At 48.2% G+C, this 13,311-nt stretch carries 13 protein-coding genes; 10 read left to right on the top strand and 3 right to left on the bottom strand.

Annotated features, from left to right (window positions below; all coding sequences use genetic code 11):
• A partial coding sequence (locus EJV45_RS10315; RefSeq protein ID WP_165305029.1) for a transposase occupies positions 1-297 on the top strand: 297 nt, incomplete at its 5' end.
• A 484-nt stretch (positions 298-781) separates the two neighbouring features.
• Here EJV45_RS10315 and EJV45_RS10310 read toward each other — a convergent pair.
• Positions 782-2,092 (bottom strand): amidohydrolase family protein, encoded by a 1,311-nt coding sequence (locus EJV45_RS10310; protein ID WP_129715595.1) that lies wholly within the window; start codon positions 2,090-2,092, stop codon positions 782-784.
• Between the two features lie 12 nt (positions 2,093-2,104).
• A complete protein-coding gene (locus EJV45_RS10305) occupies positions 2,105-5,122 on the bottom strand; it encodes an amidohydrolase family protein (protein WP_129715594.1) in 3,018 nt (1,005 codons plus the stop codon).
• 109 nt (positions 5,123-5,231) lie between these two features.
• On the opposite strand from EJV45_RS10305, the gene EJV45_RS10300 reads away from it, so the two are divergent.
• The 9 genes from EJV45_RS10300 (at position 5,232) to EJV45_RS10260 (ending at position 12,383) form a co-directional block, all read left to right on the top strand.
• Positions 5,232-5,675 (top strand): cytochrome B, encoded by a 444-nt coding sequence (locus EJV45_RS10300; RefSeq protein WP_129715593.1) that lies wholly within the window; start codon positions 5,232-5,234, stop codon positions 5,673-5,675.
• 199 nt (positions 5,676-5,874) lie between these two features.
• Positions 5,875-7,281: an anthranilate synthase component I family protein gene (locus EJV45_RS10295; RefSeq protein ID WP_129715592.1), complete on the top strand. Its 1,407-nt coding sequence runs from the start codon at positions 5,875-5,877 to the stop codon at positions 7,279-7,281.
• Positions 7,282-7,301: 20 nt separating this feature from the next.
• A complete protein-coding gene (locus EJV45_RS10290; RefSeq protein WP_129715591.1) occupies positions 7,302-7,871 on the top strand; it encodes an aminodeoxychorismate/anthranilate synthase component II in 570 nt (189 codons plus the stop codon).
• Positions 7,872-7,883: 12 nt separating this feature from the next.
• On the top strand, positions 7,884-8,666 hold the full coding sequence (gene trpC, locus EJV45_RS10285; protein ID WP_129715590.1) for an indole-3-glycerol phosphate synthase TrpC: 783 nt from the start codon (positions 7,884-7,886) through the stop codon (positions 8,664-8,666).
• Positions 8,667-8,721: 55 nt separating this feature from the next.
• The gene (hflX, locus tag EJV45_RS10280; RefSeq protein WP_129715589.1) at positions 8,722-9,915 is read left to right on the top strand and encodes a GTPase HflX; all 1,194 of its coding nucleotides are present in this window, start codon (positions 8,722-8,724) and stop codon (positions 9,913-9,915) included.
• Between the two features lie 77 nt (positions 9,916-9,992).
• Positions 9,993-10,361, top strand: coding sequence for a 30S ribosome-binding factor RbfA (rbfA, locus tag EJV45_RS10275; RefSeq protein WP_129715588.1), 369 nt, complete (start codon positions 9,993-9,995; stop codon positions 10,359-10,361).
• Positions 10,361-11,002: a hemolysin III family protein gene (locus EJV45_RS10270; RefSeq protein WP_129715587.1), complete on the top strand. Its 642-nt coding sequence runs from the start codon at positions 10,361-10,363 to the stop codon at positions 11,000-11,002. The genes rbfA and EJV45_RS10270 overlap by 1 nt, the downstream gene beginning before the upstream one ends.
• Before the next feature lie 2 nt (positions 11,003-11,004).
• Complete coding sequence (locus tag EJV45_RS10265) at positions 11,005-11,691, top strand: peptidoglycan DD-metalloendopeptidase family protein (protein ID WP_129715586.1); 687 nt, start codon at positions 11,005-11,007, stop codon at positions 11,689-11,691.
• A 32-nt stretch (positions 11,692-11,723) separates the two neighbouring features.
• Positions 11,724-12,383, top strand: a complete 660-nt coding sequence (locus EJV45_RS10260; protein WP_129715585.1) for an energy transducer TonB — start codon at positions 11,724-11,726, stop codon at positions 12,381-12,383.
• On the opposite strand, the gene EJV45_RS10255 is transcribed toward EJV45_RS10260, so the two are convergent.
• The gene (locus tag EJV45_RS10255) at positions 12,380-13,267 is read right to left on the bottom strand and encodes a diacylglycerol kinase family protein (RefSeq protein ID WP_129715584.1); all 888 of its coding nucleotides are present in this window, start codon (positions 13,265-13,267) and stop codon (positions 12,380-12,382) included. The genes EJV45_RS10260 and EJV45_RS10255 overlap by 4 nt on opposite strands.
• Positions 13,268-13,311: the final 44 nt, after the last annotated feature.

Below are 13,311 nucleotides of genomic sequence, written 5' to 3'. Positions count from 1 at the left end.
TATCTGCTGAGCAGAAAACTTTCTCATATCTTTTCTAAGACTAAGGACAAGGAGGTTGGGTTCACAAAACTTGCCAGGTGGTACGAGCTGGTGGAAAGAGCTGGAATAAAAGCATTCGGTACAGTTTCCCGAACAATTCAGAACCACTACCAAACCATACTCAACTACTTTGACAGAAGACATACGAATGCTTCAGCGGAATCTTTCAACGCAAAGATCAAAGCACTAAGGGCTCAATTCAGAGGTGTCAGAAACGTGGAGTTCTTCATGTTCAGATTGATGAAAATCTATGCTTAATCCAACTTGCCCCCCAGATTATTTGCTTGATCCGATCTTAGCATCCCCGCCGTTGCCGGTGGTTTCAAATTTCAGTCTGTTCGTATCGGATAACCAGACATTTAGCTTTATTCTTAATCCGGCTGAATATTGCCGCCTTCTGCTGCAGGTTACAAGGCAATGTTTGCTGTGGAATGCCGAACGGTACACAGGAAAAAAATCGCCGTTCTTTCCACAGATGGGAAAGAATTTCCCTTGAAATTTCTCCAGGTACATTCAGTATAAATCTTGCATTGATCTTATATATCTCATTATCAGCTTTTTCTTTGATTAGTTTGGAAGGGATGTAATCTGGCAGTTTGTTTGCAACCTGATCATTGCTGGGGGTCTGGATTGACCCAGGCAACAATAGGGATGATTGTCCTCGTTATGTTGAGTAACGAGGATTTTTTTTTACCCTGCTTCCGGATCATCGAACCAACAGATCCGGAAGAAGGGTTTGCGGTTATTTGCCGCTGTATTTATCAGAAAACTTCTTGTCCAGTTGTTTATGTAGGTTATCCAGGTTAATGTCCCGGCCCTGGATGAAGGCTTTTTCTACCTTATTGGTTTTCATGTCCAAAGCATCGCCTGCTGATACGAATAATGTAGCATCTTTACCGGCTTCAAGACTGCCCGCTGTTTTGTCGATTCCCAAAATTTTTGCGGTATTCAACGTTACGGCGCTTACAGCCTTCTCGCGGTCCATTCCCCATGCTGCCGCGGTTCCGGCCATGAACGGGAGATTGCGCTGCTGCCAGTAGCCCTCTATACTGAGTACCACGGTAAGGCCGGCATTAGCCAGGCGCGCTGCATTTTTATAAGGCATGTTTACATCGTCATCGTTATTTGCCGGGAGTGAGTGCGGCTGCTTAACTACAACGGCAACATTATTTTCTTTCAGAAAATTGGCAACAAGATAGGCTTCGTCGCCGCCAACCAGCACCGGGTTTAAACCCATGCCTTTTGCAAACCGTATCGCCGCAACAATGTCTTTTTGCGAATCTGCAGTGACAAACAATTTTTCCTGACCGTTGAAAAGACGCCGCATGGCTTCAAACCGGGTATTTGTAACTTCTGGTTTTGCAATTTCAGCGTAGGCCTTTGCTTCGGCGAAAAATGCTTTCAGTTCATCGATTGACTTGTTTGTTGCTTCTTGCAAAGCTTCCGGAGATTGCTGTGCGAAGCGTCCAAAACCGCCTCTGAACCGCGGTGTTTGCGGCCAGTTCAGGTGGATGGCATCGTCTGCGCGAAGCACGGCATCTTCCCAGTTCCAGGCGTCAAGCTGAACGACTGAAGAGCTGCCCGCAAGCACACCGCCCTGTGGAGTAACCTGGGCCATCAGTACGCCGTTGCTTCGTAAAGTCGGTTGTACCTTCGAATCAGTATTGTATGCAATCAGCGAACGGACGTGTGGATTATACGTTCCGATTTCACGGAAGTCGATCGTTGCTTTTACCGCTTCGATCTCCGTGAGCCCAAGGTTTGTTACAGGGGCAATAAATCCCGGATAAATGTGTTTGCCGGAAGCGCTGATCACCGATGCATCCTGTGGTGCCTGGCCGTTTGGTGTTACAGACACAATTTTGCCGTTGCTGAATACGATGGTTCCGTTCTGAACCACCGTTCCATTTCCTACATGGATTGTTGCGCCGGTAATGGCAATGGTACGATCCTGTTTTTTTGCGGGCGATATGTTTGCCTGTGCGAACGCTTGCAGGCCGGAGGCTGTCAGGACAAGCGACAGCATATATGTTGTAATAATAGATCTTTTCATGATTTTCTGAGATTAATGTTGATGTGCGGTTGCATGATCCAGCTCAGCGGCATAGTCTTCGAGCGTTTCACAATTGTACAGACGTGGTGCATCTGCCGCCGGACGCTGCGTGCGTGCTCCTTTGGTTTTGCTTTCAAGCATTTTGCGAATCAATCGCGCGCGCTCCGCCTGCTGGGTTTTTTGCACTTCTGCATCGCGGGTTATATCCCAGTAAGGTACGCCGTCAACAAAAGTTTTTTCAGCTTTAGCGTAGATGGATAGCGGGTGCTCAGACCAGATTACCACATCGGCATCTTTGCCTGCCTTCAGGCTGCCTACCTGGTCATCAATATGGAGCATGCGTGCCGGATTCAAGGTAACGAACTTCAGCGCGTCCTCTTCCGGAACACCGCCATAAAGCACAGCCTTTCCGGCTTCCTGGTTTAGCCGGCGCGCCATTTCGGCATCGTCAGAGTTGAATGCGGTAGTTACACCGACATTGTGCATGATCTTGCCGTTGTAGGGAATTGCTTCTGCAACTTCATATTTATACGCCCACCAGTCTGAAAACGTAGAGCCTGCAATACCATGGGCCTTCATTTTGTCGGCAACCTTGTAACCTTCCAGAATATGTGTAAACGTGTTGATTTTAAAGCCAAGGCTGTCTGCTACATTGATCAGCATGTTAATCTCAGACTGCACGTAAGAGTGGCAGGTTATAAACCGTTTGTTGTTCAGGATCTCGACAAGTGCATCAAGCTCCAGGTCACGGCGCACATTGTTCCCCTTTATCTTCATGGCCTTTTCATATTCTTTGGCCCTTGTAAATCCGTCTACATAGGTCTGCTCCACACCCATTCTGGTTACCGGGAAGCGTGCGCCTGTACCGAAGTTGCTTTGCTTCACGTTCTCGCCAAGCGCGAATTTGATAAAACCATCGCTTCCTGCAAATTTCAGTGCTTCGGGCGCTTTACCCCAGCGCAATTTGATCAGCTGGGATTGTCCGCCGATCGGGTTTGCCGAACCGTGAAGAATATGTGAAGTGGTTACACCTCCCGCCAGCTGGCGATAAATATTTACGTCTTCCGAATTAATGATATCGGCAATACGCACTTCTGCGGAAGAAGATTGCGCGCCTTCATTGATACCGCCCGATCCTGCAATGTGCGAGTGCTCGTCAATGATTCCGGCCGTAACGTGTTTGCCTGTAGCGTCGATAACCGTTGCGCCACCTGCCGACAGCCCTTTGCCAACAGCTTTGATCTTACCGTTAGCCAACAGGATGTCTGCGTTTTGCAAAATGCCGTCTTTCTCATTTGTCCAAACGGTTGCATTTTTGATCAACACTGTTTCCTGTTTTGGAGCTTCTTCATAACCGAAAACGCCAAAAGGATAAACCAGCTTACCCTGAGCAAGCGCTGCTTTAGGTTCCTCTTTCTGCGCGTCTGCTTTTAAGGCTTCGCGGAAAGTGGCGGTCCATCTTCCGGTGCTGCCGTCGGGCAGTGCCGATTCGCCTTTCATTGTAAGCGGGTTTGCCGAAACAACGTAACCACTCAGCCGCACACTTCCTGTCGGGCTTTTCTTTGAGTTGAATGATATTGCAACCCAGTCCCCGTTACGGCTCAGGCTGGCCGTTGTTTTGAGACTGTCTGTGCCGGTGCGTTCTACCGTGGCTGCAGAACCGCCTCCGCTTCCTGTAATGCGCAGGTTTGCTGCCGCAACCCCATCAACCGTCAGGTTATAAACCCCTTTCAGGTCTGTTACATCAATTTTATTAACCTGGAATTTTTTGCCCTGAACCCAGTTCTCAAAAATGATGTTGTCCTTTTTGAAAAGCGGACCCGAGGTTACAATAAAGTTTGCCAGTTTGCCTTTTCCAAGCGAACCAACCTGATCAGCAATTCCCAAAAAGGTAGCCGGATTTTCTGTAATTGACTTCAGTGCCTGTTGTTCAGATAGTCCGTTGTCTATGGCAGTGCGGAGATTTGCCCAGAATTCGCGAACGTTTTCAAGACCAAAAGCGGTAATAGCAAACGGAACCCCTGCTTTTTCAAGCGCGGCCGGATTGCCCGGTGCCATTTCCCAGGCTTTCATCTGCGCAAGGGTAATGTTTCGCGCTTCGGCAGGGTCTTCAACATCGTAAGCCTTCGGGAAAGCGATTGGAATGATCAGGCTGGCCCCGGTTGCCTTTACTTCGGCAATGCGCTGGTATTCGTCTCCGCCGGATTTGATCAGGTATCGTTTGCCAAACTCTTTGGCAATTTTGTCTGCACGAAGGGTATTAGCCCAGCCATCTGTTTCGAAGAGCTGGGGCAGGTCCTGTTGTTTGTTGAACTCTGCGAGCGAGATATTGTACTCTTCGTTCTGATTGCCATACCATTTTGCATCATAATACGTCTGGCGAAGCAATGCGATCGCACCCATCAGGGAAGTAGGGTAGTCGTTTTTTGAACTGCCCTTGCTGAATGAATAGTTTGCAGCTGTGCGGTCTTTGATAAACACACGGTTATCGGCTTCGTCTGTAAGTGCTACAGCTGCAGATGTGCCACGGGCTATGCCATCGCGGTTAATTGCGTTCACGCTGCCAAAGCCCGCCCTGCGCAGCTCGTCTGCTTTTTTTGTATCAACGCTGAAAAGGGCACGCACCTCTGTCTCCGGTCTGATAGCTTCATTCCAATTGTAAGGTCCTTTCTTTGTGGAAACAAAGATGGACTGGCGCCCGCCAAAACCGCCCGCCTCGCGCGATGCATCTGTTGTGCCGTAACTGCTGAAAGCATCGACAAGAGAGGGGTAGATATATTTGCCTTTCAGGTCGATGGTCAGGTATCCCTTCGGGATGTTCAGACCTTTGCCAACACCTTCAATCTGTCTTCCTTTGACAAGCAATGTACCATTGGCTATTGTCTGGCCAGAGTTAACCACAATCGTGGCGTTGGTAAAGGCGTACAATTGCGGCCGGATGTCGTATGATCCGTTAACCGGAAACGTCTGTTGCGCCAGCAAAAGATTACCGGAGACCAGCAGTAAAATTAGCAGTAGAGTTTTCTTCATGAAAAAATGTAGTTTGATTGTTTAAAACTAATATAAATAAAGCTTCATCACGGAATATCACACGCATTTTACTTTTTAAGGCTTACATTTGACATAAAAAAGCGGTTTTATGAACGAAATTTTGAAAAGCGCACACTCAGGCTGGCGCTATGTAGTTTTTGTACTTCTTATTGCAGCTATATTTCAGGCTTTATCTGGTTGGCTTGGAAAAAAGGCCTATACAGAAGGAAACAGAAAACTCAATGTCTTCGCACTGATCAGTGCACACATTCAGTTGCTGCTCGGCCTGGCACTTTACTTCATGAACGGCTGGTTTAAGGCCGACAGCTCCGCAGCGATCGCAAGATATTGGAAGATGGAGCATATTTCTATCATGCTTGCGGCAATCATCCTGATCACTATAGGGAATGCGCGTTCAAAAAAGGCTACAGATGCTGCGGCTAAACACCGTACCATCGCGATATTTTTTGGTTTAGCATTGATTTTTATCGTTGTAGCTATCTATTTAATGACTAAAAGCGATCCGTCCAGAACATTTTTCGGGGTTTCGTAAATTTTTAAAAATATTTTGCTTTTTTAAAATTCTTTCTATTTTTGCTCCCCATGATCAGCACTTCACATACATGGCAATGGCCAGACAACCTCAAAAAGCGTTGTGCACTGTGTGTATAAGATATATTGATTGATCTAAACCTAAACCACATTAAAAGCCCGACGTAGAACCACACGTCGGGCTTTTTTATTTCAACAGAATGAAGACTTACAAAATAAACACCACCTATAAAACGATGCTTGCCGACACCACAACCCCGGTAAGTATTTACCTGCGGTTACGTGATGTTTTTCCGAACAGCATCCTGCTGGAAAGTTCGGATTATCATAGCCGTGAGAACAGCATGAGTTTTGTCTGCGCTGATCCCGTTGCGGGAATCATATTAAATAACGGGCAGCTTGAATCTTACTTTCCCGACGGTATCCGTGAAGAACAGGATGCGTCAGGGAGTATTGTAGATGAAATTGCAGCATTCAAAGCGCGCTTTGAAGAAACCGTTTTTCCGGAGATTAAATTTCTGACCGGCGGTTTGTTTGGCTACTTTACCTGGAATGCTGTTCAGTATTTTGAAGACATCAGCCTGCAGGGCGAAATAGCCGCTGAAGACCGAATTCCTGATATGCAGTACCATGTGTACCGGTATATCATTGCAATAGATCATTTTAAGAACGAGATCACCCTGTTTAAAAATACATTTAATGGTGAGGTAAAAGAAGATCTTGATAAGATTGAGTACCTGATCCAGAACAAAAATTTCCCTGAATACTCGTTCCGGACAGAGGGAGCTGAAGAATCGAACCTGAGCGATGATGAGTTTAAAGAGATGGTGCTGAAAATGCAGAAACACATTATGCGGGGCGATGTGTTTCAGATCGTTCCGTCGCGGGCATATAAGCAGCGTTTTCTGGGTGATGAATTTAACGTTTACCGCTGCCTGCGCTCTATTAACCCGTCGCCGTATCTTTTTTACTTTGACTATGGTAATTTTAAACTTTTCGGCTCATCGCCGGAAGCACAGATTACCATCAAAAATCAGGTGGCAAGCATTTTTCCGATTGCAGGCACATTCAGAAGAACCGGTAATGACGCGGAAGACGCCGCCCTGGCCACAAAACTTGAAGAGGATCCAAAAGAGAGTGCTGAACACGTTATGCTGGTCGACCTGGCGCGGAACGATCTGAGCCGGAACTGCGGGAATGTACAGGTGAAGTCTTTCAAACAGGTGCAATATTACTCACACCTGATCCACCTGGTCTCGCAGGTTAGCGGCGAACTGCCCGGTACCGCCGCCGCCTTCAAGATCGTAGCCGATACCTACCCGGCAGGAACGCTCAGCGGTGCGCCAAAATACCGTGCCATGGAGCTGATTGATGCTTATGAAAAAAACGGGCGCAACTTTTACTCGGGCGCTATTGGTTTTATGGGTTTCAAAGAAGACTTCAATCATGCCATTATGATCAGGACCTTTATGAGCAAAAATAACCAGCTTCATTACCGCGCAGGGGCGGGAATTGTCGCAGACTCGGTTCCCGAGAGTGAGTTGCAGGAAGTAAATAATAAAATTGCTGCGCTGCGTAAGGCAGTTGTCATGGCGGCAGAACTTTAGACCAAACAGAGAATTACACGATGAAAAAAATACTCGTTATAGACAACTACGATAGTTTTACTTACAACCTGGTGCACCTGGTGCATGAGGCAGGGTATGATACTGAGGTCTGGAGAAATGATAAGTTTCAGCTTGAAGACATTGACAAGTTTGACAAGATTTTGCTTTCGCCCGGCCCGGGCATTCCGGAAGAGGCCGGGTTGCTGCTGGATGTAATCAAAACGTATTCAGAAAGCAAGAGTATTTTTGGCGTTTGTCTGGGGCAGCAGGCTATTGCTGAGGCCTTTGGAGGTTCGTTATCCAACCTGGGAAGGCCAATGCATGGAATCGCCACGCCGGTGAACGTAACAAATGCTGCAGAACCCTTGTTTAAAGATTGCCCCGTTAGTTTTAAGGTCGGCCGTTATCACTCCTGGGTAGTTAATAACTCAGACCTGCCGGAGGTATTGCAGGTTACAGCAACAGATGAGACCGGTGGTATTATGGCCCTGAGTCATAAGACGCTGGATGTACGCGGTGTACAGTTTCACCCCGAAAGCGTGCTGACAGAGTATGGCAAACAGATGATGATCAACTGGCTGAAGGCATAAAGGGGCGCAGAAATGAACATTTTAGAAAAAATAGTAGAAAGAAAAAAAGAAGAAATTGTCCGGGCAAAATCGCAGAAGAGCGTACAGAACCTGCAGGATTCGGCTGCTTTCGGGCGTACGCCGCTATCTTTCAGGGAGTTTTTGCTGGATCCGGCGCGCACAGGTATTATTGCCGAATTTAAAAGGCGTTCACCTTCCAAAGGTTTAATTAATGGAACGGCAGACGTGGCAGCGGTAACCACTGCGTATAATAGCAGCGGCGCTTCGGCTTTATCTGTGCTGACAGATACCGATTTCTTTGGTGGTGCTGCGGCAGATCTGGTCGCCGCGAGGCAGGCCAACGACATTCCGGTGCTGCGCAAAGATTTTATGATCGATCCTTATCAGGTGTACGAGGCGCGGGCAATGGGTGCAGACATCATTCTGCTGATTGCCGCCATTCTTACACCCGGCGAGATTGAAGACCTGAGTGGTGTAGCAAAAGAGCTTGGACTGAATGTCCTGCTCGAAGTGCATAACGCCGCAGAGCTGGAACGCAGCCTGGTCGGCTCATTAGATGCAATAGGCGTAAATAACAGGAACCTGGCCGATTTTACAGTCGATATCCAGACTTCGTTTGAGCTCGCGGACCGAATTCCCGTTGAGTATCTGAAGGTTTCAGAAAGTGCAATCAGTGCGCCTGAAACGATCAGATCGCTTCGTGCGGCAGGTTTTCAGGGTTTTCTGATTGGTGAAAACTTTATGAAAACGACCGACCCGGGAGCTGCGGCGCTGGAGTTTGCCAGACAGCTATAGCAGGAAACGTCTGCGCAGATGCAGGCAATTATCTTCGTAACTTTGAAGAACAATTATGGGAAAACAAAAATATTACGATACCGGGGTAACACAGGAACGTGCCGTTCTGGTGGGCGTGATTATCCCCAGCAGCAGTGAGGAGCAGGAGCGCGAGTACCTTGAGGAACTGGCTTTCCTGGTCGAAACAGCGGGGGGAAAAGTAGAAAAAACTTTTACCCAGAAAATGCTCCGGCCGGAAAGGGCAACCTTTGTTGGCAGTGGTAAACTGGAAGAAATTAAAGCCTATGTTCAGTCCGAAGAGATTGACATGGTTGTGTTTGATGACGAGCTAACGCCTTCTCAGCTCAGAAACATTGAAAACGAGCTGAAGGTTAAGATCCTTGACCGGAGTAACCTGATCCTTGACATCTTTGCAGACCGCGCTCAAACCGCACAGGCCAAAACGCAGGTAGAGCTGGCGCAGCTTCAATACATGCTGCCCCGCCTGACCCGGATGTGGACACACCTTGAAAGGCAAAAAGGTGGTATCGGGATGCGCGGTCCGGGTGAGACGCAGATCGAGACCGACCGCCGGATTATTCTGAGCAAAATCTCGCTTTTCAAAGAGCGTCTTAAGCAGATCGACAAACAAAATGAGACGCAGCGCAAGAATCGTGGTCAGCTGATCCGCGTTGCACTGGTGGGTTATACAAACGTGGGCAAATCGACGATTATGAACATGCTTTCAAAGTCTGACGTCTTTGCAGAGAACAAGTTGTTCGCCACGCTCGACACCACGGTCCGTAAGGTTGTAATTGACAACGTTCCATTCCTGCTCTCAGACACGGTAGGGTTTATCAGGAAACTGCCGCATCACCTTGTAGAATGTTTTAAGTCTACACTGGATGAGGTTCGGGAAGCTGATATCCTTGTTCATGTGGTCGATGTCTCGCATGCAGGTTTTGAAGACCAGATCAATACGGTTAACGAAACGCTGAAAGACCTTGGCGCGCGTGATAAGGAAACCATCGTCGTCTTTAACAAGATTGATGCGTATGCTGCACCAGACGAAGACGATCTGGTAGCACGCGAGAATGGAAAAATGTCTCTCGCCGATTTTAAAAATACCTGGATGGCACAGCATAATGCCCCGGCTATCTTTATTTCAGCGACCGAAAAAGAGAACGTAGAGGAATTCAGGCAACTGCTGTACGACCGCGTGAAAGCGGTGCATACCGCTCGCTACCCTTACGATAATTTGTTATATTAGTCAACAACGGCGGCCCCGAAGGGCTGCCGGATTTATTCATTCCGGCCTGTATTCCGGGTTCAGGAAAATCAAAAGATATGGAAAGTAAACGTCAGCAGAAATTTGCAGGAGTTATACAGGAAGAACTGGCACAGATCTTCCAGAAAGAGGGAACGGCCTATCTGCCCAATACGCTGGTAACAATTACCCGGGTGCGGGTTTCGCCAGACCTTGCCATTGCAAAAGTTTACCTCAGCTTTTTAAACAGTCCGAATACGAGCCTTGCCGTTAACACGGTAAACTCACATGCCGGCGAGATCAGATATAAACTTGGCAGCCGCATCCGGCACCAGGTAAGGGTTATTCCTGAACTCACGTTCTTTGTAGATGATACAAATGAGTACGTGGAGCGCATGGACCAGCTTTTTGACAAAATCGCAAAAGAAAGAAAAGACCAGGAGGAATAATGCTTCCCGGAAAACGCCTGCGGGAACCCGTTAATTTTTACACACATTTTATTCCTGCCCTGCTGGCCCTGCCGGCAGGCTGGTATCTTTTTAGCCGCGCTGCATCGCCGTTAGAGCGCACAGCAGCGCTGGTGTATAGCATCGGGACCTGTATTCTCTTCGCCGTAAGTGCAATTTACCATGGCTACCCGCGAAGCGAGTATGGAATCCGCTTCTGGCAAAAATTTGATCACTGCTGTATCTACCTGATGATTGCCGGTTCGTATACCCCAACGGCCTTACTTGTCTTTGACGGCTGGCTACGCTGGGGCTTGTTTGCAACAGTCTGGTTTGTCGCGCTGGCCGGCTGCCTGTTAAAGATTTTCAACCGCCTAAAAAGTACCGGGGTATCACTGGCACTCTACATTCTGATGGGCTGCCTGATCCTGCCGTTACTTTACCAGATGTCTGCCACGCTGCCCGGCGGTGCTATTTTCTGGCTTCTTCTTGGCGGGGTATTCTACATCGGCGGCACCTATTTTTATGCCCAAGACCGCCAGATGCATCGTTTGCTGCATAGCCATGAACTCTGGCATCTTTTCGTTGCAGGCGGCGCGCTCTCGCATTACGTTTATAACTACGTTTACATATTCAAGTCCTGATCATGGAACACCCGCTCCAGCCTGTTCTGCAGAAATACCAGGCACAATTTGCAGCTGTGGTACCCTTTAACCGCCAAAGCGACCGGATCGTACCGATGGACCTTACTCAAAGCAATGAAAGCCTGGATGAGCGAACTTATACAGATACAGTGCGTTTCTCTGCCTGGGTGGAAGGCAGACTGGCGACCGCACAAGCCAGATATGGCGTAGGCGGGTATAACGAACACCGCAATATTTATGGCAGAAGCCGCCACTTCGACAACGATGAGGAGCCGCGTCGCCTGCACCTCGGTACTGACATTTGGGGTGCGGCCGGAACTCCTGTGTTTAACTTTTATGAAGCAACCGTACATAGTTTTGCAGACAACAACCGCAACGGAGACTATGGAGCGACTATTATTTTGCGCTATGAACTGGATGGCTATGTCTTTCATGCGCTATACGGTCACCTGAGCAGGGCTTCGTTAACCGGCCTGCAAAAGGGAGACACTGTTCCTGCAGGAAAACAAATTGCCGCCCTGGGCGTTCCAGAAGAGAATGGTAACTGGCCGCCTCATCTGCATTTTCAACTCGTTGTTGATATGAAAGATCTGGAAGGTGATTTTCCGGGTGTTTGCAGGTATAGTGAACGGGAGATTTACCTGACAAACAGTCCTGATCCGCAGGTTATCCTGGACGCTGGGTTCTAATCTGATCCGCATAAAAATGCGTACATTATCGTATGAAAAAGTTAGTTGTATTTTTTCTGCTCCTTTCATTAAAAAGCTTTGCGCAGCAGCCCGTTTTTCAAAGCGGTAAGCATACGTTGCAGAGCTTTCTGGTTAGCAATACAATTTACCCGTCTTACTCTCGCCAGCACTGCATCGGCGGCACGGTACTCGTCAGTTTCAGGGTGAACAGGGAAGGGAACGTCTTTTCCTCGCGGGTAACCAGAGGCGTAGGTACTGACCTGGATGATGAAGCGCTGCGGCTTGTGCGCATGACGCGGGGTAAATGGTCGGTTCCTGCAGATTTTGACACGACAACTGTTATTTCCGTTCCGGTGAACTTCAGGGTGTCTGGTGCCAACTGCGATCAGAAAACTGTCGCAGAGATCAGGCAGGCTATCCAGGCGTACCGAAACGAGGAAGAACTGACCAACGCGGTATTAAACTATTACCGTAACAAAGAACAGGGTAAGGCGCCTGCCGGCGAAGAACAGCGCATCAGGTCTATACAACAGGATTTGGGTTACGATGACGACTACTTTAACGAAAGAATTAACCTCGGACTAAAGAAAATTAAACAGGGCGACAGGGAAGGAGCCTGTGAAGATTTCACGTTTGTAAAGTACATGGGGTCTGACAAGGCAGACCAATACCTCGAAAAATATTGCCGCTAAGCCTGATCTGCATCCGGTTTAGTTTCGGGTGGTAACACCATGCAGATGGCTGCAGGAAGAATTTTGGCAGATACGCCCCTGATCTTGCCCATGTATTCGCCGTCTACCTGAAAATGCGCGTTATGTTTACTTTTGATCTGTAAAGAGCGGGTCTGAAAGAACTCCACTTTTTTTGGATTGAAGCCCTTCCGCGTGAAACGCATTTTCAGCACTTCGAGAACGGAATAGGTTTTGACAAGAACAACTTCAAACACATCGTCGTCCAGCCGGCCAATGGGGTTGATCTTTACGCCGGTGCCATACATGGTCGCATTGGCCACAACAACCATGGCGGCGGCAGAACGCACAAGTTCATCACCCATGTCAAGCTCGACCTCCATTTTCCGGTGGTTCCAGAGGGCATGCCACGCCGCTTTTGCATAGCCAAGCATACCCCGGTGAGACAGGCTGTCGAACTTTTTGACAATGTAAGCATTGAAGCCCAGGTCTGCCAGGTGGATGCACAGTTCGTCGTTTATCTTGATGGCGTGTATGAAAGTTGGCACCCCTGTAACAGCGATGGCAAGTGCGGCCTCAGGATCGGTGGGAATACCTAGTTCTTTGGCCATGCCGTTTGCCGAGCCGGCGGGGATGATACCCATTGGTTTTTTACTTCTCAGGAGGCATTCTGCAACCAGTTTGAGTGTGCCGTCTCCACCGGCAGCAACGACACGGTCGGCGTCTATCCGGTTAATTTCAGCCTCGATATCCTTTTTATTACAATTTTCGTGGAGTTCATAAATATGGATTTCATGGGCAGAACCTGCAAAGTACTGCCTGATCAGGGCCGTCAGATCCAGGTCGTCTTTGCCTGAGCCCGGATTAATGATAAAGTGTAGGACCATTCGATCCTGGACCTGTTCCATCTCTTATTTTAATAGCAAACAAG

It is taken from the genome of Pedobacter sp. SYP-B3415, assembly GCF_004138205.1.
Taxonomy (GTDB): domain Bacteria; phylum Bacteroidota; class Bacteroidia; order Sphingobacteriales; family Sphingobacteriaceae; genus Pedobacter.
This window is presented reverse-complemented; position numbering and strand designations above follow the sequence as displayed.

What these genes read in the sequence shown, in the direction of transcription:
- EJV45_RS10300 (WP_129715593.1), top strand. Translation starts at nt 5,232, where the DNA reads ATGAACGAAATTTTGAAAAGCGCACACTCAGGCTGGCGCTATGTAGTT.
- trpC (WP_129715590.1), top strand. Translation starts at nt 7,884, where the DNA reads ATGAACATTTTAGAAAAAATAGTAGAAAGAAAAAAAGAAGAAATTGTC.
- EJV45_RS10270 (WP_129715587.1), top strand. Translation starts at nt 10,361, where the DNA reads ATGCTTCCCGGAAAACGCCTGCGGGAACCCGTTAATTTTTACACACAT.
- EJV45_RS10310 (WP_129715595.1), bottom strand. Translation starts at nt 2,092, where the DNA reads ATGAAAAGATCTATTATTACAACATATATGCTGTCGCTTGTCCTGACA.
- EJV45_RS10260 (WP_129715585.1), top strand. Translation starts at nt 11,724, where the DNA reads ATGAAAAAGTTAGTTGTATTTTTTCTGCTCCTTTCATTAAAAAGCTTT.
- hflX (WP_129715589.1), top strand. Translation starts at nt 8,722, where the DNA reads ATGGGAAAACAAAAATATTACGATACCGGGGTAACACAGGAACGTGCC.
- rbfA (WP_129715588.1), top strand. Translation starts at nt 9,993, where the DNA reads ATGGAAAGTAAACGTCAGCAGAAATTTGCAGGAGTTATACAGGAAGAA.
- EJV45_RS10305 (WP_129715594.1), bottom strand. Translation starts at nt 5,122, where the DNA reads ATGAAGAAAACTCTACTGCTAATTTTACTGCTGGTCTCCGGTAATCTT.
- EJV45_RS10255 (WP_129715584.1), bottom strand. Translation starts at nt 13,267, where the DNA reads ATGGTCCTACACTTTATCATTAATCCGGGCTCAGGCAAAGACGACCTG.
- EJV45_RS10295 (WP_129715592.1), top strand. Translation starts at nt 5,875, where the DNA reads ATGAAGACTTACAAAATAAACACCACCTATAAAACGATGCTTGCCGAC.
- EJV45_RS10290 (WP_129715591.1), top strand. Translation starts at nt 7,302, where the DNA reads ATGAAAAAAATACTCGTTATAGACAACTACGATAGTTTTACTTACAAC.
- EJV45_RS10265 (WP_129715586.1), top strand. Translation starts at nt 11,005, where the DNA reads ATGGAACACCCGCTCCAGCCTGTTCTGCAGAAATACCAGGCACAATTT.